Source organism: Streptomyces sp. NBC_01707, assembly GCF_041438805.1.
In the GTDB taxonomy this organism is placed as follows: Bacteria; Actinomycetota; Actinomycetes; order Streptomycetales; family Streptomycetaceae; genus Streptomyces.
The window spans coordinates 9,244,022-9,262,911 of the sequence record NZ_CP109190.1 but is presented as its reverse complement, the minus strand read 5'-3'; the positions used below and the strand labels follow the sequence as shown (position 1 = coordinate 9,262,911).

Here is an 18,890-nt window from a genome sequence, read left to right as displayed (position 1 = left end):
GGTCCTCCAATGGCACCCCGTCGAACTCCCCGCACTCCCCTACCCCCGGAACCACCCCACGGACAGTTCTCCTTCGCCACCCGCCGCACCTCGGCGACGGAACGGAGCTCGGCTTACACGGGAATCTCGGCCTTTCCGCAGCGGCCGAACTCCGTGAGGCGGCGCTCAAGGCGAGTGCCAGGTCAGGGGTACGGAAGACTGGATAGGCAATGTCGTTGGACATGCGGTGACTGTGCCACGGTCCGTCATCGCAGGTCATTGCGTTCACTGCACGGTTCACCACTTCGGAAGGCGCCACAGCACACCGAGGCCTCGAACACTGAGTGAGCCGCTTGCCGCCGACGGAGACAGCGTTTCGCATTCGCCCGCGCTGCGTTGACGCTCCGCGACGGTGGCAGGTGCCGTTCCCACGGCGGACGAGAGAACACGTTGGCCGGCTGCTGCCGAGCTGCGACGATGCAGCTGTTTCCTATGCGGAGGGGGCCTTTGTTCATTTTTGTCTGTGCCAGATGCGACGCCGAGCTGACCGTTCCCTTGTCCCAGGTCTCCCTTCCGGCCCACGCCCGTCAGAAATACGGGAATGGGGTCCAGCTTCCGGTGCTCATGGAGTCAGGGACGTTTGCCGTGGACCCAGACCTCTGGGGACGGCCGTGGCGGATGTGGGACGAGATGGATCCCGGCAAGGCGGAGGCGCGCGGCATCTACGCGCCGGGCTACGACCTGTCCGACAGTGCGCCCGGGGCGATTGTCATCGCGCCCGGTGATATCCGCGGAACCCGGCTGATCCCCGAGAAGCGCGGCGGTGCCTGCTGTGGCCTCGACGGGGCCGATGGGCCCAACATGTCCTGCGAGGCGTGCGACCTGCCGGTGGCGACCAGGGTCGACGACTGTTCGCTCTGGCAGGTAGTGCGGCTCAGCTCAGACGCCGTGCGCCGCGTCCTTGTTGACGGTGTCCACGCTGCGCCGCTCTCCTGGGCGGAGCTGGCAGAGATGCGAGAGAACACGCCCCCGTTCGAACCGATTGCCACGTGGGGAGGAGGACGGTTTGGGTCGAACCACTACTGGTCGTGGAGTCCGCAATGGGAGGCGGCAGCCGGCCAGGCGCTCGCCCACCTGCTGGCGGCCTCCAAAGGGCAGCCGGTGAAGGTCCCGGGCGGTCTGACCGCGGACGTCTTCCAACGCGTGCTCGATGCCCTGCTTCCCGCAAGCTCGCCAACGCGGCGCGCCGTCCTGGCTGGACCGGGACAGCCCTCCCCCGACGCGGACGTCGACATCCTCCTCGTACCGGTCCATCCCCAGACGGGTCAGACCTGGACCCCCGCCGGCCCGACTGCGTTGGCATACCTGGTACCCCTGCCGCTGGGGGTGTGGCTGTGGCTAGTCTCTCCCCAGCCGTATTTGCCGGTTCCCGCTGCGGGCCACATACCCCAAGACGTCCTCCGCGACGACCCGCTCCCGCCGCGCCCCAACTACCTGTTCCGGCCCGACCGGGCAACGTTCCAGCGCACCTTGGTTCGGCTACCATCCGTTGACAGCCCGTGGATGCGCACGATCCTCAAGAACCTCACGCAGGACAGGTCGGCCAGCCTCTTCTAGTCGCTTGGCAAGCGAACGGCGCCAGCCGCTCATGCCTCCCAAAGTGGTCGACATCCGCTGGCCGTTATCGGATCAGGCACGAATTCCGTGAGGCCGATCAACGGCGGTCGACCTCGGAAATGCAACGTCTTCTGGGACCGTAATCGAATTTCAGGACAGGGTTATCGCGATGGTCCTTGCTCGTCCGCCGAACAGCGGAGCGAGCTGCCGCAACGTCAGATTGGTACGCCAGTAGGCCGTGACCAGCAACACCCGGTCCTCCAGCGCGGCTTCGGCAAGCTGCTGACCACTGTCTCTCAGATCCGGCCGTGAGATCGTCGTGCTCATGATCGAGTCCTGGGTGATCGACGGTGGCAGCACCGTGCCCGTGTTGTCCGAGAAGGTGCTGCAGACCCTCCGAGCGAGGATCGCCGACGGGCTGCTTGAAACGTGGCTGACCAGTTCTTCCGGCCGATCGTTGTCGTTCGTGACTAGGGCGTGTGTCGAAAGTGGATCAAGCGGTCGCTGACTGGGCGGGTGATGGGGCAGCGCGTATTCTCCCAAGGTCTTGATCGTCTGTGCTTGGAGAACTCGTATGAGCTTGGATCTGGTGCCCGTTGACCGCGAGTCGGCTGCCGGGGCTGTCCTGCTGACCGGCATCCCGGGGAGTGGGAAGTCGACGGTGGCCGCTGCACTGGCCGGCCGGTTCCGGATGGCGGCCCATATCGAGGTGGACGCGCTCCAGCAGATGATCGTCAGCGGTGGGCAATGGCCCTCACCGGACGCGAACGCGGAAGCCGACCGGCAGATTTTCCTGAGGGCCCGCAACGCGTGCCTTCTGGCGGACAGCTTCGTGCGGGCCGGATTCATCCCGGTGCTCGATGATGTCGTGGTCCGTCGTTCCCACCTTGACTTCTACCGCATGACGCTGGCGGCCGTGCCGCTCCACATCGTCGTCCTCGCTCCTGGCCCGGCAGAGGCATGGCGGCGCAACCAGGCTCGGGAGAAGGCACTGGCCGTGGACTGGTCGCCACTGGATGAGGCGATGCGCTCCGAGCTCGGGCAGCATGGAGTCTGGATCGACAACGCTGCGCAGACGGTTGAAGAGACAGTCGAGGCGATCCTGTCTGCGACCGGTCTGGCCGAAGTCGATCAGCCTCTGCGATGATCGCCCGGTGGCGCGTGGAGATCTGACGGATACCCAGTGGGAGTGGCTGGCACCGTTGTTGCCCGGGGGCACGAAGCTGGGACGCCCGCCGATATGGACGAGGCGGCAGCTGATCGACGGCATACGGTTTCGGACCCGTACCGGCGTCCCGTGGCGTGACGTTCCGGAGCGGTACGGCCCCTGGGGTCGGGTCTACGACTTGTTCCGCCGCTGGCAGCGGGACGGCACCTGGCAGAACATCCTTGCCGAACTTCAGGTCCGGGCGGATGCCAAGGAACTCATCACCTGGGACATCAACGTCGATTCCACCGGTGATCAGCCCACCGTCGCCCACGAACCGGATCGGCTGGCATCAACGGCTCGATCCGGCCACTCCGATCATTGATCGCCGCCTGCTGCGGCGCCGGAGCATCGTCGGCACGATCCCCGAGCGCCGCGACCAGGCGGCCAGCCGCCGACGACCCGGGGCCCTCGGCGGCAGACCACCCACCTTCGACGAGGTCGTCTACCGCGACGGCAACGTAGTCGAACGATGCTCGGCCCGTCTCAAGCAGTTCCGCGCTCTCGCGACCCGGTTCGTCGAGCTCGCCGACCGTTACCGTGCCGGAGTTGTCTGGCTTCCTTGATTCTCTGGCGCCGCGAGGCCGCCAGGTGATCATTTGTCAGACGGGCCCGAGGGCCGCGGTGAACTGGCGGCGTGCTTCGTCGCATGTGCTGGAGGCGGCCGGGCGATCGTGCACAGCGCGATGACGGACGACCAGGGCGGGCGCATGTTTGTGGGTGCCCCGACGCCATCGCAGAGCTCCGAGAACGGGTGGATCAGCGTCTGCGGACGCGTCCGGCCGACTATGGCTCGGGCTTTCGTACCCTCCTCGCGATCGGGGGCAGTTCCATATAGATCAGGGCATCGGCTCCGACGGCGCTGCGGCCCGGCCACATCTGGGCGGTCCAGGAGCTACGGGACCCGCGTTCAGCGGGCCTTCCTCGGGTGGAAGTTGGACCGGCGTTCGCGTACAGCCGCCACGGCCTTGGCGACCTGGGCGTCGAAAGCGTCGAGCTGCTCAGCTTCGGCAGCGCTCGCGACGAAGGCACGTCGATCACAGGCTGTGCCCGCGCGCCAGATCCGCTCGATCGCGCGTGTTGCGGTGATGTCCGTCAACGGGTTACCGGACACGAGGACCAGGTCCGCGCGCTGCCCGGCCGCGACACGTCCTCGGTCGGCCAGGCCGAACACTCGTGCCGGTTCGGTTGTGGCGGCGGCCAGGGCCTGCGCCGGGCTGATGCCGCACCGGACAAGGAGTTCCAGCTCCCGGTGCAGGCTTGCTCCGAACACGGTCCCCGGGTTCGGGGCGTCGGTACCCGCCAGCAGAGTGACCCCCGCATCGGCCAGTCGCCGCACGTTCTCCTCGGCCCGCGAGTAGGGCGGCATTTCCCGGCCACGCCATCCCGAGGCGCTCGAGGTCAACCGGCGTGCCCAGCCGTCTCCGAGCGGCTCAGCAAGCCGCGGGTCACCTGCCACTGCCGCGCCACCTGGTTCACCGAGGGTGTTCTCGATGGTGGCCAACGTCGGGCCGACCGCGATTCCGGCTTCGGCCATGCGTCCGACCATAGCCTTGTCCAGCTCGGCGTCCACGGGAACGTGGGCCACCACGTCGACACCGGCGGACACAACCTCCTCGACACCGGCCACCGAGCTCACATGAGCGACGACGACCAGGCCGCGGGCATGCGCGGCAGTGACCAGTGCCTTGATGGTTTCGGAGTCCAGCGACGGCCATAGACCCCCGATGCCAGAGATGATCTTCAGGTAGTCCGAGCCCGCCTCGATCCGTTCCGCGACGAACTGCTCAGCCTGATCAGCGGTGGTCAACGTCGGGAACGGGGCATACATGATCGACGGGTGCCCGCCGGGCGCGGTGGCACCGACACCCGAGGAACGCACATCGGCCACGTCCGGACGGGAGCCGGCCTGCTCCTTGGCCAGCGCCACCAGGTCCGGTTTGCTGAACATGTCGAGAACGGTGGTAACGCCGAAGGTCAACGATTGGGCGAGGGCGCCGGGAACGAGGTGCACGTGGGCGTCGATCAGACCGGGAAGTACAGTCCCGCCAGCCGCGTCGATCACTTCGTCGCCTTCTTGGGCGGCCGAGACCGCCGAGCACTCAGTGATCAGCCCGTCAGCGAACCGGACCGAAGTCCAGTCCCGCGACATCGTCCCGTCGAACACCTTCGCGTTCACAATCGTTGTTGCCGCGGCCACGGCGTCCTCCCCCACGGGATCCTGAATAACCGGGACAGTGGGGGTTCACCCAACGTGAGGTCCCCCGAGGTCCTCGACCTCGCCGGCGGAAAAGCCACTCGCTACGCAGGGAGTCTACGACCCCCGCTCAGTTGAACAGCTCGACTCCCGCCGCAACCAGCAAGGCCTCCCGCGAATGCCTCGAGCGGGATGTGAAGATCACCCGCGGTTACGGATCCACTTACGGTACGGCGACCGCGCCGGCTCGAGACATTGTGGTGGTTGATGCTCGGCCAGCACGAGTGCAGAACACGGCGACGCCGGACAGCCAGCCCCACGGCGACTGACCGCCCGGCGAGTGGCTGTCCAACTGCAGGACACAGCGATCGCCGGCCATCTGTTCCCCCGCCTTGAGCCACACGGACAGCCGGCTGGCCTCCGGGTCGGAACACCGTGACCGCGCGGCCCTCCGCTCGCCCCACATGACCGGCGGTCAGCACGAGGCGCGCGCCGACGAGGTAGCCCGAGCCGGGACCGTGCGAGCCGGTGACCGCCACACCCCTGTCCCAGTGCACGCCGGGGCCTTCCGGGTCCTCAGCGTCCGATGTGGTTGGACACGTCGCCCGGTCCGGCGGGCCGACGCGAGTCGCCCCCCACCAGCAGGTTCCCGCGGTCGGCGCGACGCGAGGTCAGCGAGGGAGTCACCCGATGTGTCCTGCCCCCGTGACACTTCCGCCTCGGCTCCCCGGAAACCGCCCAGCCTTGAATCCGGCCTTGGCCTTGGCGTCCGTGCGCAACTCAACGGCGAGTTCGAGCTCGACCGTTCCGACGTCGAACACCACGTCCTGCCCGGCTCCGCGCGCGTCTGCAGTCAGCAGCTCGTCCCGCAACCCAGTGACTGAGTCGGCCAGTTCGATGTCCACGCTCCTACATTCGGTCTCTTCGGCCGAACAACTGATGGGAACTATAGGGTCCTTGCCCGGAAACCGGCCCGTACCCGACTCGGTGGCCGATCAGTCGGGTATTGGTGTCGTCCGGCGGGCTCGGCTCATGAGTGGCCGGAACGATCAGGCGATTGCCCGGGTGGCCGTGATGCGGGAGAACTCCTCGGCCTGCTGGCGCGCCTGGGTGTGCGCGCTTTCCAGTGAGGCGCGGTGCTGTGGCACCAGGTGCCGGAGCGACTCCACGCTGGGGGCGTACGTCAGCTCTGGTGTGATGGCGCGGACGTCCAGCGCCATCAGGTTCGTATCACCGAGGATGGTCTCCAGCGCGGGGACCAGGAAGTCCTTGCCGTGCTGGGGTGCGCCGGGGCCGTAGCCGCCGCCGCGGGCGGAGACGATGAGGGTGGGGCGGCCCGCGCTGGGAACCGCGCTGCCCAGGCCGATGGTCCTGCCGACCACCATGATGTGGTCCAGCCACGCTTTGAAGACCGAGGGGATCGAGTAGTTGTAGAGCGGCACTGCGAAGAGGTAGGCCCCGGCGCCGAGAAACTCCTGGACCAGCTCGTCCTGAAGCCGGATTGTGGCCTTCTGCTCGGGGGTGTGCTCGTCGGCGCGCATGGTGCGGGCGGTGATGCCGACGGCGCCGAGGTGGTCGACGGGATTGAGTGCGAGGTCACGCCTGACGATGTCGCCGCTCCAGGCAGCGGTGAAGGAATCGGCGACCTGGCGGGAGATGGAAGAAGCGCCGGAGGCGGAGGCGTCGATGCGCAGCAGGTAGGACATGGGGTGGGGTTCTTTCGTTGTGTCGGGCGTTCGGTACGGAGCGGGACGGTTCAGGTGGCGGGACGGCGCGGGACGGCGCAGCCGTCCACTCCGCAGGCGCCCTCGACATGGCCTTCCCCGAGCACCTGCAGCGGCCGGGGCTCGGGGTGGGTGGCTTCCCACACCGTGATCATCGCGGCCAGGAGCTCGTCGGTGCCGACTGCGCCGGGCAGGGCGTAGCGCCCGTCGAGGACCGTGAACGGTGTGCCGCCGGCGCCGAGTCGCTCCGCTTCGCGCTGGTCGGCGGCCACCCGGTCGCGGTAGCGCCGCTCGCGCAGGGCCTCTGCGGCGTCGGCACGGTCCAGGCCGATCTGGGCGGCGAAGCCGAGCACCTCGCCCTCGGTCCACAGGCGGCGTCCCTCGCCGAAGTGGGCGCGGAACATCGCCGTCCAGGCCTCGTCGCCCCGCCCCTTGTCGGTGGCGTAGGCGAGCAGCTCGTGGGCAAGGTCGGTCGGGCCCAGTGTCCGCTCCAGCGCGCGGTAGGGCTCCAACCCCTCCGCGCGGGCGGCAGCCTCGATCGGGGCGAAGATCCCCTCTGCATCCGAGGCGGGAATGCCGTACATCTCCAGCAGCTGCCGCTGGGTGACACCCTCGCGCGGCAGGTCGGGGTGAATCTGGAAGGAGCGGTGGGTGACCTCGACGTCGCCGGCGTACTCGAAACGCTCGAGAGCCAGCCGGAGACGGTTGTCCATCAGCCCGCAGTACGGGCAGACGATGTCCGCCCAGAACTCGATCTTCATGGTGGACCTCTCTCGAAACTCACTATCTGTTCGTAACCACACTGTGCATTAGGATGACCATCGATACAAAAGGCACATCTATGTGCGTGAGTTACCGGAAAGGGCTGGTCACCGTGGCCGTCGACAACGAAGTGAGTCGGGGGCGCACGAACGTGCGGACGAATGTGCGCCGCGTCCCCGGACCGTGCGCACACTGGAGCGACCAGGACGCCGACTTCATCCGCGAGATCCTCGACCTGGTCGGCGACAAGTGGAGTGTGCTGATCGTCGGCACCCTCTCCGACGGACCCGTGCGCTACTCCGACCTGGCCTGCGCCATCCCCGGCATCTCCCAGCGCATGCTCACCCTCACCCTCAAGCGGCTCCAGCGCAGCGGACTTGTCGATCGCACCGCATACGCGGAGGTCCCGCCCCGCGTCGAATACTCCCTGACCGGGCTCGGGAACTCGCTCCTCACCACCGTGCTGGAGCTGGCAGCCTGGTCCGCCGACCGGCACGACGAGATCCGCCACCACCAGCGCACATACGACACGCGAAACGCATAGGCACCCACCACACGAGCAACCGCTGAGAAGCGACGCCGCAAGATCTCAGGGCGCACGACCACCCCCTCAGGGCCGACGGGTCGTGGCGAGCGGTGATGCACGCGTCGAAAGGTGGATGACCGCTGCGCGCACAGCGCACGCCACCCATCACGCAGCGTGCGCGTCGGTTATGCGGGCGCCCACCAAAGCCTCGAGTGATTGGGCGACTTGGCCGTAAGGACGACACATTCGCCGATCACGCGTCGGAGGCTGATGTCCAAGGTGGCACCGATGCCGCAGAGGGAGAACCACTACGACTTCCGCATCTCAGGCTCACCGATATGGGACCAGGAGCGGTCGTCTTCAAGGGCGGGCCCCCGGGTGGCCTGGCCGAACCGGTGCGCGTCACCGACGCCGGACCGCGGGTCCACTGACCACGAAACCCCACGGCCGCTGACGCCCCCGAGAGCAGCCGGAGAGGAGTTCTGGCAGGCGGGTGCGTGCTCTCCGGGTGATGTCGACGGGCAGTCACTGTTGGTTGCCCGTACGGTCGGTATGGGTGCCCTGACAGAACGGCACTCGCGTGGCCCCGCGGATCCGTCGCACGTACCGCGGGATCCCTCCGCGTGGCTTGAGGCGTATCTCGTGCTGTGACCGCATAGGTTCGCCGGGTTGTGGTGGGCGGCGCCGTTGGATGTGCGGTGACGGCCGATCCGCCCGGTCGAGGTGCGGCGGCTGAGCCTGTCCGTGTGTGCAGACCAACTGACCCGGAGTGGTGGTAGCCGCAGCAGTTCGCGCGCGTACCAGTTTGGCGCGTGAGCGGCGTGCGGTGATACTCCTGGGGCCGGCCGGAGGGATCGCGTCCCGGTCATCGCGCAGTTGGTAGGGGCCGACGAGGACACGGTGAGCGGTGTGCTCAACCACGAGATCGGTCCGGCCATGTCTCGCCCCTCGCCGGGCGGGAGACCGTCCCGGCCGGCACAATTCCGATGACGAGGACTTCGTCGGCGCGACGCCCAGCACTCGCGCGACCAAGCGCAGGTCACCCCTTCACCCGCTGGTCGATCCGGAAGCCCGGCTGCCTACACCCGCCCACGGCCGGGTGATCCGCATCGGCCGTGAGGCGTGCACTGTTCCTCCGGCCTGGCCGACCGCCTGGCCGGCCCCGGTTCACGCCGCGCTGAGGTCACTCTCTTCGGCTGAGCGTGTGCGCGGTGTCACGATCGGTTCCAGGAGTCGTCGAGGTGTGTTGATCGCGTGGGACAGGGGATCGTCATCGGCGCCCGCCGGATCGAATCCAGGTCCGGGCTCGATGCGGATCTGCGGGACCGGGACGAGCGAACCGCACTCCTGACAGCGCCCCTCGCGGTCGAGGGGGCCGCCGTCCCGATCGTGACGCAGAGCGCGTTTGGCTCCTGTGGGCGAGTAGAACTCGTCCCCCCAGTTCATCAGAGCGTGCACGATCGGCCACAGCTCGACGCCCTTGTCGGTCAGTCTGTACTCGACGCCCGCGGTCGCGTCCTCGACGCGGATGAGCACGCCTTCATGCACAAGGGACTTCAGCCGATTGGCCAGGACGGCTCGCGGGATCTTCAGCTGAGCGGCGAAGTCGCCGAACCGGCGCAGCCCGAAGAACGCGTCGCGGATGATCATGAGCGTCCACCGCTCTCCGATGATCTCCAGGCTTCGCGCCAGCGAGCAGTTGGTGTCCGCGTAGGTGCTGGGGAGTGTCATACCTTGAATTCTACCCGCCCAGTTCACTCATTGAACCACCCCGTGTTACCGTTTCACCAGGAGAGTTCAGTCAGTGAACTGCCCTCTCGAGGCTGAGGAGGCCACCCCATGTACCAGTTCCTTGTTTCCTTCACCGTCCCACCTGAACACCGCGACGACTTCGTTCGAGCAGCCCAGCAGACAGCGCGGGAATCCCTGGCGAACGAGCCCGGTTCCCTGCGGTTCGAGGTCCTCGCGGACGAGGAGAACCCGGACCTCTTCTACCTGAACGAGGCCTACGCCGACGTCGACGCGTTCAGCGCCCACGCCGGCGGCCCCTACTTCGCCGCATTCTTCGCCGAAGCCGGCACCTACGCACAGGGGCCGACGTGGCTGATGAAGGGAAACCTCATCGGCGACAAGGCAGGCGCTTGAACTGCTGCGGGCGGCACGAGATCGATGCGGCTGCCGGTAACACCGCCGGGAGTGAGGCAGGCCCGCAGGCCAGCCAGCCGTCGCGGCCCTGACCGACCCGCGTCCATATGCGAGGGGCGCACGCTCTCGCCAAGGGTCGGCGAGACAGGAAGCTGAGAGGCAGGCGTGCCCGAACCTCTGAGGCGAACCTGCCGCTGCGTCGTGGCGCAGCGCCCTGACACACCCGTCGGTCGGTCCGCTGCAGGAAGGCGTCCTGCGCGCTACGAGGATGCGTTCCACCGGCGGTCGCTGCAGGCGCACAGGTGATCGGCGGCGCCGGAACGCCGGCCCCATGTGAATGGGTGCGGGAGATCGGCGCCGAGGACTGCGTCACCTGCCACAAGAAGGGTGGGTCCGGTGCGTACCCGCGACGGAGTCGGCGTGATCTTCGGCAACGTCGGCGAGGCGATGCTCGACCATCTGCTGCCGCACCTGACAGCCGACGCTCGCGTGCTCCTGTGCGTTGCGATCTCCCGATACGACGGAGGCCGTGGCCCCGCCCCTGCACAACTGGCTTCACCTGCCGATCAACAGGGTCCAGCTGCGGCGATTCATCGAGTTGGACCACCGGGCCCGCTTCGACGTGATCGAAGCCAACCTCCTGCCACTTCTGCGAGGTGGCAAGCCCCACAGCCGCAAGCACATGATCGAAGGGCTGACCCCGTCCCCAGCGGCGCTCCGCAAGCTCGTCGACGGCACAGACGCAGGCAAGCTGCTCGTGCGGGTCGGACCTCGTGAACCGCGACCACCCCACCGCCACACCCAGCCGGAGAACACCAACACGTCAACGAGGAGTACCACCATGTCGTCCGTACTGATCACCGGCGCGTCCAAGGGCATCGGCCGAGCCATCGCCATCGAACTGTCCGGCCGGGGCCACCGCGTGATCGCCACCGCGCGTCGTCCGGAAACACTGGCTGACCTGCCTGTCGACCAGCGCCTGCGCCTTGATGTCACTGTTCAGGAAAGTGTCGACCAGGCCATCCAGGATGCCGGCGACATCGATGTACTCATCAACAATGCCGGTGAGACCGTTCGAGCGCCCCTGGAGAGCGTCCCGCTCTCGGAAGTCGAGCGGCTCTTCCAACTCAACACCCTGGGTGCCCTGCGGGTGGCGCAGGGCTTGCTTCCGGCGATGCGCCAGAAGGGAGCGGGACACCTCGTGTTCGTCTCCAGCATCCAGGGACGACTGGTACTCCCGTTGATCGGCCCCTACGGTGCCAGCAAATGGGCGCTTGAGGCACTCGCCGAGACCCTCGCCATTGAGACAGGCCACTTCGGCATCAAGGTGAGCATCGTGCAACCTGGTGTCGTCTCCTCTGGCGGCGCCGAACGCGCCAAGGTGTTCTTGGAGGAGAACGACCCCTACGCCCCGCTGTACAAGGCACTCGATGTCCTGCGGGGCGAATCCGTCACCCCGCAGGAGGTGGCCGCCACGGTGGCCGACACCATCGAGCAGACCGACCCCCCACTGCGCGTACCGGTCGGCGCGCCGGCCGAACAGGTCCTCCGGGCCCGCAAGGAAGCTCCGGAGAACGAGACCTTCCTGACGGCCGAAATCAATTGGTAGGCACAGTGAGTGCCCCCGTCTTCCTTGTGCTGCGACCGCACGAGTCGGGTGGTACGTACTCCTATCAACCCCGATTCCCCGTGCGTCCCCGCCCGTTCTGGCACTCATGTGACACGACCGCTCTTCATCCCGAAGCAATGCAGGCAGGCCGGCACGGGGCAATGAGGTCCGACTTGCGCGTCGACGGCTTGTCCACGCACGCGGGCATCGATGTCCCGCGTACTCACCCGCCGGTGTTCGTCAATGATGGCTGCGGGCAATGGCATCGAAGAACGTCGCCCCTGCCGGTGGCAGTGGTCAAGGCAGCTGCGACACAGCGAGGCCGCTGATCCGGGATCGACCGAAATCGCTACCGCAAGCAGGGCATCCGCTCACGAAGCGGTGCCGGGCAAGGTTGCGTCCCAGTACTGGGATCGCCGCCTCGAAGTGGATCGCCTCGAACCTGGCAGCGCAGACGAAGCAGGTGTGGTGCATCAGTTCAGCCAGTACCACGCCCGCCAGATCCTCCTGCACCCCTGCGGAAGCGTGCCCGGCCAAATCAGGCAGGACAGCGTCTCGGGGCCACACCGCGACGTACGTACCATCCGGCCACTTCGGCCACTGCGGGAAACGCAGCAGCGCCGGCCGAAACCTGGCACCGAATCGCACCGGAACCCCGGCCATCTTCTCCACAGACACCGGAAGAGGCTCGTCCGCGAAAACACGAAGCTCACCCCAGGGTCCCGAAAACAGCCGCATCTACCCCGCCGTCCCACTCACCGGCAACCGCAGCGGCTGCCCTCATGTTCACCGTGTCGTCGCCGCTCCGGCCGGTGACACCCGCGCGGACGGCCACCCTTTCATGGTCACGGCGAACGTCGCGCGACCACCCGCTCGTCCCCGTCCCTCACGTCGTTCAACCCCCGGGGCTTGGAGCACTGGTTTGGAAGCACCCGTATGCGGCTGGCCACTGACCAGGCAACTCGCTGAACTACGCTCCGGCGGGCGCTGAACCGTTGTTCCCTGCTACTCCCCGATGGGCGCCGCCTGGTCCGGCACGCGGCGGGCACGCGGTCACTCGTGGATGCGGGCGGCCCCGAGCGCCCCGACGAAGAACGTCCAGTCGCACTCGGGAGGCAGGCCCTGCTCAAGGCAGGTGTACGAGCCCTGAGCGTCCGCGAGCCAGGCCCCCAGCTTCGTGGGACGTCGCGTTGTCCGGCGGACTCCATAGCCGAGTCGGCCAACCAGGCCAGGCCGCGGTTCATGGCAACGCCGACCGCGCCAATGGCCTGGGCTTGCGCCTGAGGCGTCCAAGAGTGGATGTGCGATGAGGTCCTGCTCGTGCCCTGGCCGGCGAGGAACTGCCGCCGGCATAGCAAGCGGAACCGCGCCATAGAGCCTCGACAACGTAGCGGCCAGTGCCTTGACTTGCGCCTCGCCGAGCGAGTGGCCACGCAAGGACCCACCGGGCAGCCGGGACATCACCACCGTGGGTTCCGGTGCCTCAAGGTCTGCTTCACAGGGCGCGGGGGCCAACCCGGGCGCGTACCCCGGCGCTTGCACACGTTCGCTGATTCCCAGGCAGGGAACGCCGCATGCGCCGGAAGGGCGCCGCAGGAAGGGGCCGGGTCTAGAAAGGAGGTTGCCAGTCGCCCCAGTCCGTCCTGTGGCCTGTCGCGGGCCAGGATTTCGTTTCACCTCGATGGGGCCACAAGCGGCCCACCCATTCACACCCCGGGATCGCGCCTTCCCAATCGTCGGTGCACCGGTCGGCCCAGGTCCGGCCCACCATGACCGGCCGTGTCAGCACACCGCCGACGACCGCCTGCACCCGCACCACCAGACCGAGCCCGTTGACTCCGGGGTTCCCCCGCGGACCGTAGGACACATCGAGCACCTCACACCTGTGAGCGTGCAAGAGGAACCGTTCCAGATCGGCGGGCACGCATGTGGTCAACTGCCGTCCCCGGAGTGTCACCTGGGGCCCGTGGACCGCGTCGACCGCGACGCAGAACAACCGGCCGTCGACACAGTAGGCGTACACGGCAGGTTCTGCACGCCTCGTGCCGAACTCCACACCGAGGTTCTCCCGGAACGAGGGGTCGGCCTGGAACCGACGCAGCTCGGTCATGCCCGGCATCACTGCGGCGACCTCATCGATAGGCATGCCAAAAAGCAGCGGACCGACGCCGTCCAGGGGCATCAGCTCCCAGTCCAACCGCGCCGGTCCCTTCACAGCGCCCCGGAGCTCTGTTGCCGCCATCCGTCCCCGTCCACACCGAGCCGAGCCGATTCCCGACGCTCAGCATCACCCTGGCATTACACCAAGTTCCAGATCGGTCAGGGGACTCCGGGGTGAGCCACATACATGAAGTGCCATCATCGCGTCACCTGACCGCTGCTGCAGGCCGGACGGGCTGCAGCAGCGGCCAGGTGACATCCATTCTCATCGATATCGATCGTGAAATGCCGGTGTCGACTACTCCCGGAACCACGTCGAAACGGCATCCCCGGAGAGTGGACAGCCGCCTATCTGTCAGCGGAGCGTGAACGCCTGCGTCGCCGCAGTGGTGCTGTCACCCACATCGTCAGTCCGACGAGGGAAAAGATCACTATCCCTCCGACAACGACAGGGATGGCTCCCACGAGAACAAAGGTCAGCAGAAGCTCTGCCCATGTCGGCTCCTCACCCATCGTGCTCCCACCCTGTGCCATGAACGTCATGACGCCAGCGGTGATCAATCAGTTCCGCAAGGTAGGGCGATAGCGATCCTCAGCAGGCCAAACCCCCCTCGGCGCTCGCCGGACAGGGGCGGTACCTTGCCGCCATGTGTATATCGACAGGTGAGGCCGCGTTCTCTGGCACGATCGTGTACTGCGGGCGCCAGCACCACCGCGTACACGGCCTCGTCCACGTCCTTGGCTACCAAAACACGGCCGTCAATCTGGCGGACGGCCCGAACGCCATGGTGCTGCACCTGCCCACCAGGCAGCTCACACCCCGGCACTTCCTCTCCGCGAGGCGCGCCGGCGACGTCCTGCACCGCATGGTCGCCGCCGTGGAACACGCCGCCGCCACAGCCGACGGCATCGCCTGGATGGGCGCGGAACCGCAGCCCGTCCAGGTCTTCGACCACGACGTCTACACGGTGCTCTTGGCAGACGACCCCACCGCGGTCCCCGCCGCGCTGTGGCAGGTGCCGCCCCACCGGCGCCCCGATCTCGACCCGGATCTCCTGCACTTCTACGCCGAACACTTTCCCGACCACACCATCGCCGTGTGCTGCTTCGACAACGCCGACGCGCAACGCGCCAAGCCCTTGCTGCTGTGGTACCCGCCCCTCGACCCCGACCGGCTGACCGTGCCGGCTTTGGACAGTCACACGGGTAAGGTGCCGGACCTCGACGCCACCGTGCCCGTGGACCACTGGGTCCTGTTCTCCACCGACCAGGCCCCCTCCGACTGGGGCACACCCGTGGTGTACCCCGGGGACATGCGCCACCGTCTGCGCGCCTTCCTCCCCACCGCCGTCGTCGGCCGGCACTACGGCCGCGGGCAGACTCTGCCCAACGGAGACTTCACCATCAGTCACCGCGACCTGCTCACCGGCGACCTCGACCGCATCGAGCGCCTGCAACCGACCCGCCGCTGAAAGATCAGGGCCGACGGGAGGTGGCACGTCAACCGAACCCAACATCACCCATTCAAGTTCAGCAGTGGTCGGCATCGGGCTTGTCGCGTCGGGACACGTCCGGAAGCCCACGCAGTGGCCCCGCGGGCCACGCTGCAGGGCAACTTCCGTCGAATGGCACCAGGCAGGATTCGAACTTGCGGCACCCGGTTCAGGACTTCTGCTGGGGCGTCTTGAGTACCTGCCGTCTCCCGCGGAGGACCGTCGGCGCAGGTCGCCCAACGCTGCCAGTGTCCAGCGCGGTTGCGGTCAGCTGTGGACGTCAGGTGCTCTTCGGCCGAAGGGCAGCGATCACTCCCGTGACGATGGCAAGCATGGGTACAAAGCTCAGCACGTCACAGATCATCACGACTGGGAACGGAGCTCCGAGAAGCGTCGGCAACTTCCTCCCGATCGCGATTACTCCAAATGCGAAGATCAACAAGGTAGAGATTCTGTAGCGCAAACGATCAATGCCGGGCCCCGTCCGAGCCTTCTCCATCGCACGGGCACACACGCTCGCGCTGACCAAGAGGAACCCAAAACCGGCCATGCCCCAAGACAGCCAGTTCACGGCGTTCTCCACGGCGTCCCCCTCAACCTCTCGCGTCCGCCCTCGGGAGAATATCCATGCGACGACGTTTGCCGATAGTCGCTACGGTTGCGGTGCTTCTCTGCTGTCTGCTGACCGAGGGCCCGCACGGACCTGCGCAGAAGGCCGGGTACGTCCTCGCGGTACTCCGGAGTTGACGTGGGGCGGAGGGTGGCCCTGGGCTGGAAGCGGTAGTGCTCCATACTCTTGCGCTCGATGATCGCCGTGACGTAGCTGAGGATGTCCACGGGCCGGTGAGATCCGGCCGATCCCACCGCCATCGTCCCGCCGAAGAAGAGCGCGCCCACGCAGCCGGTGATCACAGGATGCACGGCGGCGTGGACGAGCGCGGCAGGCGCCGGGGGTCCCTTTCCAGGCAGGGTCGAACGTCCACCATGCCCGTATCCGCGCCTTCGTTGCCGTTCGCAGCGCGCTCATGGACCGGTCGCTTCGTGTCGGGCCCCCGCGGTCGGGTTCCGGCCTCTCAACGACCGAGGCGAACCGGTGCCGCATCATCGGCGGGTTGAGGGCCGATTTGCCGCCTTCACGCGGGCTTTGAGCTCTGCCCACATCCCTATCAGATTGATCACGCGGGACCGGTGACGTAGGCCCCCTGGCTGTGCCCGACCCTGCCGTGCGCCGAGGATCGGCCTTGACCGCTGTTGTTCGTGCCTGTTGGTGTCAGCGATGTCAGCCGCACATGTCCCGCTCGACAGCTTTGGGGAGCCGGACGGTCAGGGGCGATTCAGACCCCACGTCTGCAGCGCGTAGGGTCGCCCCTTCTCCTCACCCGTGATCAGCGGCACGTCGAGCAGTCCGAAGCCCGCTTTGGTGGCCACGGCGACGCTGGCTGCGTTCTCGGCCTCCAGTTCCAGGATCACCTGCCCCACGCCCAGCTGCTCGAAGGCGTACGAGGCCATCACCCGCACCGCCCGCGCCGCCAGCCCTCGGCCGCGGTGCGCCGGGCCGATCGCGTAGCCGAGTTCCGTGCCCTCGGGGGCACGTCGCAGCATCACCTCACCGAGCGGTGCGCCGCCGTCGACGGTGACGGCCAGGAGGATGGTCGTGCCCTCCGCACGCAGCTGCCGGTCCAGGTCCAGCCGAGCGCGGGCGGCCGTTTCGTCGAAGGGGGAGACGATCGGTGTCCAGTACGCGATATCAGGGTGGTCGAACAGCGTCGGCATCGCGGCCAGGTCCGCCTCCGTCCAGTCGCGGAGGACGAGCCCCTCCCCCGAGAGCTCGATCCGCTCGGGAAAGGACGACATGGTGCTGCTCATGGTGGGGAACCTCTCTGGCCTGTTCCGGACGAGGCAGCATAACCGGGGGCAGGTAACGTCTCACCAGTAATTTCCGGGGACTCTCATCAATCGCATGCCTGTGCCGACCAGCGCGCCTGCCGACCAGCGCACCGCCGCAGGAACTCGCTGTCGCCCACCAGGCGGCACTGCACCTCGCCGCCATCCTGATCTGGTCCCGCAGGTGAACAGGACGCCGACGCCAGCCGGCTACTGGAGACCTGTGCTTGGTCGGCGACACCAGGCAGGACTTCGCGGAGGAAGGCCCGGGCGGCGTCCATGGACTGGCACGACACGTAGACCGCGTACGGTTCACCGATCCGGGTCGTCACCTGCTCGAGCTCTTCCGGCTCGTAGTCCCCCAAGATTCCACCCGAGAGGTCGATGCAGTACGAGTACCCGTGCTGGTGCAGCCTTTCATCGCCCGTCGCTGGATCCGGCACGAGCCCAAGGCAGCGGATTCGCCCTTCAAGCGACGGGCGTCGCTCCGCGGGGACAAGAATGATCACAGATGGCCAGGACACGCGTGTACCTCCCCGGCGACCGTCGTCGAGCAGTCCCCGCGGGGCGCCGGATCTTCCGTTCGGCGGGGCGGCTTCTTCACCTGGGAGACAGGCTCTAGCCGACCAGACGGCGGCGCCAGTCCAGAGGAGTGACGGTGATCGCCCGGCCAGGGTCACGGTCCCACTCGGCGCTGAGGCCGGCTGCTTCGAGGGCAGCCACGACCTCGTCGCCGATCACTGCAGCGGTCTCGGACGAGCCGTCGAAGCCGCCGTAGAGCAGCATCAGTCCTTGGCCGGCTGCGGCGGAGTCCGTGCACTGGGTGTGGAAGTAGACGAAGCCGCGAGCGTCGGGCCCGCCTTCGCCGCCGATCTCGGACTGGCCGCAGTTGCGGCAGCAGGTGAAGTTCTCGCGGGCGGTGATACCGGCCTTCTGGAGGGCGGTGAAGGCGTGGGTCAGCCGCTCAGGGTCGGTCTCACCCTGCCATGCGGCCTGCTCCGCTACGCGCTCCAGCCACATCCGGTCGGCCAGCGCCTCCGCCTGCTCGCGCGAGACGGGCCGACGGCCCTCGGTGACCAAATATTCCTCAGCGAGCTCGGCCAGTTCCGCGCGGGAGGCGTAGCCGCCAACCAGCACCTCGCGTACACGCTTCTCCAACTCCCCACGCTCGTCTACGTCGAGGTCGAGCAGCGGCACCTCTCGGTTGGGGCCCATGTCCAACGGAGACCACGCCAGATCAGCGTCCCAACCATCCACCTGGCGGGCCCAGCCGGTAAGCGCCGCAATCACGACCTCGGGCCTGTCAGCCATCGCCTGGAAATGCCGGTCGGCGGCACCGTCGCGGTACTCCAGGGTGTAGTCACCACCGGCCTCGTGCCAGACCTGGGCGAAGACGTCCGGTAGGTCGGGTATGCGTTGGGCCACCAGGAATCGGTCGCCGTCACCGCCCATACGCCGGACCAGTACGGCCAGCTCCCCGCCGGACACACGAACGTGCCGTTCCCAGTTCTCCGTCTTCACCACGATCTCGAGCATGCGCAGACTCTGACACACCCCGCCGACAGCAGAACTGCCGTCAGCCGGTAC

18 protein-coding genes and 3 pseudogenes are annotated in these 18,890 nt (G+C 67.5%); 9 read left to right on the top strand and 12 right to left on the bottom strand.

The features are described 5' to 3' along the window. Positions 1-486 precede the first annotated feature (486 nt). Complete coding sequence (locus OG963_RS41385) at positions 487-1,596, top strand: hypothetical protein (protein ID WP_371800102.1); 1,110 nt, start codon at positions 487-489, stop codon at positions 1,594-1,596. A 186-nt stretch (positions 1,597-1,782) separates the two neighbouring features. Here OG963_RS41385 and OG963_RS41380 read toward each other — a convergent pair. Beyond that, positions 1,783-1,860: pseudogene (locus OG963_RS41380) on the bottom strand (transposase family protein); the annotation flags it as partial. 310 nt (positions 1,861-2,170) lie between these two features. On the opposite strand from OG963_RS41380, the gene OG963_RS41375 reads away from it, so the two are divergent. The 3 genes and pseudogenes from OG963_RS41375 to OG963_RS41365 form a co-directional block, all read left to right on the top strand. After that, positions 2,171-2,743 (top strand): AAA family ATPase, encoded by a 573-nt coding sequence (locus OG963_RS41375; protein WP_371800357.1) that lies wholly within the window; start codon positions 2,171-2,173, stop codon positions 2,741-2,743. Then, positions 2,643-3,128 carry a transposase gene (locus OG963_RS41370; RefSeq protein ID WP_371800101.1) on the top strand — a complete coding sequence of 162 codons (486 nt, stop codon included), beginning with the start codon at positions 2,643-2,645 and terminating at the stop codon, positions 3,126-3,128. Before OG963_RS41375 ends, OG963_RS41370 begins: the two co-directional genes overlap by 101 nt. A gap of 1 nt (position 3,129) precedes the next feature. Continuing rightward, positions 3,130-3,417 (top strand): annotated as a pseudogene (locus OG963_RS41365) (IS5/IS1182 family transposase); the annotation flags it as partial. Positions 3,418-3,713: 296 nt separating this feature from the next. On the opposite strand, the gene OG963_RS41360 reads toward OG963_RS41365, so the two are convergent. The 4 genes from OG963_RS41360 to OG963_RS41345 form a co-directional block, all read right to left on the bottom strand. Next, the gene (locus tag OG963_RS41360; protein ID WP_371800100.1) at positions 3,714-5,003 is read right to left on the bottom strand and encodes an amidohydrolase family protein; all 1,290 of its coding nucleotides are present in this window, start codon (positions 5,001-5,003) and stop codon (positions 3,714-3,716) included. A 680-nt stretch (positions 5,004-5,683) separates the two neighbouring features. After that, positions 5,684-5,905 carry a trypco2 family protein gene (locus tag OG963_RS41355; RefSeq protein WP_319740423.1) on the bottom strand — a complete coding sequence of 74 codons (222 nt, stop codon included), beginning with the start codon at positions 5,903-5,905 and terminating at the stop codon, positions 5,684-5,686. A gap of 144 nt (positions 5,906-6,049) precedes the next feature. Continuing rightward, positions 6,050-6,706, bottom strand: coding sequence for an NAD(P)H-dependent oxidoreductase (locus tag OG963_RS41350; protein ID WP_319740422.1), 657 nt, complete (start codon positions 6,704-6,706; stop codon positions 6,050-6,052). 50 nt (positions 6,707-6,756) lie between these two features. Then, the gene (locus OG963_RS41345; protein ID WP_371800099.1) at positions 6,757-7,485 is read right to left on the bottom strand and encodes a DsbA family protein; all 729 of its coding nucleotides are present in this window, start codon (positions 7,483-7,485) and stop codon (positions 6,757-6,759) included. Between the two features lie 86 nt (positions 7,486-7,571). On the opposite strand from OG963_RS41345, the gene OG963_RS41340 reads away from it, so the two are divergent. Further along, positions 7,572-8,030: a helix-turn-helix domain-containing protein gene (locus OG963_RS41340; RefSeq protein ID WP_319740420.1), complete on the top strand. Its 459-nt coding sequence runs from the start codon at positions 7,572-7,574 to the stop codon at positions 8,028-8,030. A gap of 728 nt (positions 8,031-8,758) precedes the next feature. Continuing rightward, positions 8,759-9,135 (top strand): annotated as a pseudogene (locus OG963_RS41335) (helix-turn-helix domain-containing protein); the annotation flags it as partial. A 44-nt stretch (positions 9,136-9,179) separates the two neighbouring features. Here the strand turns inward: OG963_RS41335 and OG963_RS41330 are convergent. Then, the gene (locus OG963_RS41330; protein WP_371800098.1) at positions 9,180-9,743 is read right to left on the bottom strand and encodes a winged helix-turn-helix transcriptional regulator; all 564 of its coding nucleotides are present in this window, start codon (positions 9,741-9,743) and stop codon (positions 9,180-9,182) included. A 108-nt stretch (positions 9,744-9,851) separates the two neighbouring features. Here OG963_RS41330 and OG963_RS41325 point away from each other — a divergent pair, with 108 nt between their 5' ends. Together OG963_RS41325 and OG963_RS41320 are read left to right on the top strand one after the other, a co-directional pair. Next, positions 9,852-10,157, top strand: coding sequence for a putative quinol monooxygenase (locus tag OG963_RS41325; protein ID WP_371800097.1), 306 nt, complete (start codon positions 9,852-9,854; stop codon positions 10,155-10,157). A 529-nt stretch (positions 10,158-10,686) separates the two neighbouring features. After that, positions 10,687-11,766, top strand: coding sequence for an SDR family NAD(P)-dependent oxidoreductase (locus OG963_RS41320; protein ID WP_371800096.1), 1,080 nt, complete (start codon positions 10,687-10,689; stop codon positions 11,764-11,766). A 297-nt stretch (positions 11,767-12,063) separates the two neighbouring features. Here the strand turns inward: OG963_RS41320 and OG963_RS41315 are convergent, their stop codons facing one another. Next, complete coding sequence (locus tag OG963_RS41315) at positions 12,064-12,444, bottom strand: hypothetical protein (RefSeq protein WP_362277538.1); 381 nt, start codon at positions 12,442-12,444, stop codon at positions 12,064-12,066. A 931-nt stretch (positions 12,445-13,375) separates the two neighbouring features. Further along, the gene (locus tag OG963_RS41310) at positions 13,376-13,963 is read right to left on the bottom strand and encodes a hypothetical protein (protein ID WP_371800095.1); all 588 of its coding nucleotides are present in this window, start codon (positions 13,961-13,963) and stop codon (positions 13,376-13,378) included. 610 nt (positions 13,964-14,573) lie between these two features. Here OG963_RS41310 and OG963_RS41305 point away from each other — a divergent pair. Continuing rightward, on the top strand, positions 14,574-15,398 hold the full coding sequence (locus tag OG963_RS41305; RefSeq protein WP_371800094.1) for a hypothetical protein: 825 nt from the start codon (positions 14,574-14,576) through the stop codon (positions 15,396-15,398). A gap of 301 nt (positions 15,399-15,699) precedes the next feature. On the opposite strand, the gene OG963_RS41300 is transcribed toward OG963_RS41305, so the two are convergent. The 4 genes from OG963_RS41300 to OG963_RS41285 all read right to left on the bottom strand — a co-directional run bounded on the left by OG963_RS41300 (position 15,700) and on the right by OG963_RS41285 (position 18,839). Then, positions 15,700-16,002 carry a hypothetical protein gene (locus tag OG963_RS41300; protein ID WP_371800093.1) on the bottom strand — a complete coding sequence of 101 codons (303 nt, stop codon included), beginning with the start codon at positions 16,000-16,002 and terminating at the stop codon, positions 15,700-15,702. Between the two features lie 740 nt (positions 16,003-16,742). Next, positions 16,743-17,285: a GNAT family N-acetyltransferase gene (locus OG963_RS41295; RefSeq protein WP_319740411.1), complete on the bottom strand. Its 543-nt coding sequence runs from the start codon at positions 17,283-17,285 to the stop codon at positions 16,743-16,745. A gap of 86 nt (positions 17,286-17,371) precedes the next feature. Further along, positions 17,372-17,812: a hypothetical protein gene (locus OG963_RS41290; protein WP_371800092.1), complete on the bottom strand. Its 441-nt coding sequence runs from the start codon at positions 17,810-17,812 to the stop codon at positions 17,372-17,374. 109 nt (positions 17,813-17,921) lie between these two features. Continuing rightward, positions 17,922-18,839, bottom strand: a complete 918-nt coding sequence (locus tag OG963_RS41285) for a hypothetical protein (protein WP_371800091.1) — start codon at positions 18,837-18,839, stop codon at positions 17,922-17,924. Positions 18,840-18,890: the final 51 nt, after the last annotated feature.

Bases quoted from the DNA above. Each gene is read 5' to 3' on its own strand.
- OG963_RS41370 (WP_371800101.1), top strand. From the start codon at position 2,643: ATGGAGTCTGGATCGACAACGCTGCGCAGACGGTTGAAGAGACAGTCG.
- OG963_RS41305 (WP_371800094.1), top strand. From the start codon at position 14,574: ATGTGTATATCGACAGGTGAGGCCGCGTTCTCTGGCACGATCGTGTAC.
- OG963_RS41330 (WP_371800098.1), bottom strand. From the start codon at position 9,743: ATGACACTCCCCAGCACCTACGCGGACACCAACTGCTCGCTGGCGCGA.
- OG963_RS41325 (WP_371800097.1), top strand. From the start codon at position 9,852: ATGTACCAGTTCCTTGTTTCCTTCACCGTCCCACCTGAACACCGCGAC.
- OG963_RS41345 (WP_371800099.1), bottom strand. From the start codon at position 7,485: ATGAAGATCGAGTTCTGGGCGGACATCGTCTGCCCGTACTGCGGGCTG.
- OG963_RS41350 (WP_319740422.1), bottom strand. From the start codon at position 6,706: ATGTCCTACCTGCTGCGCATCGACGCCTCCGCCTCCGGCGCTTCTTCC.
- OG963_RS41285 (WP_371800091.1), bottom strand. From the start codon at position 18,839: ATGCTCGAGATCGTGGTGAAGACGGAGAACTGGGAACGGCACGTTCGT.
- OG963_RS41375 (WP_371800357.1), top strand. From the start codon at position 2,171: ATGAGCTTGGATCTGGTGCCCGTTGACCGCGAGTCGGCTGCCGGGGCT.
- OG963_RS41295 (WP_319740411.1), bottom strand. From the start codon at position 17,285: ATGAGCAGCACCATGTCGTCCTTTCCCGAGCGGATCGAGCTCTCGGGG.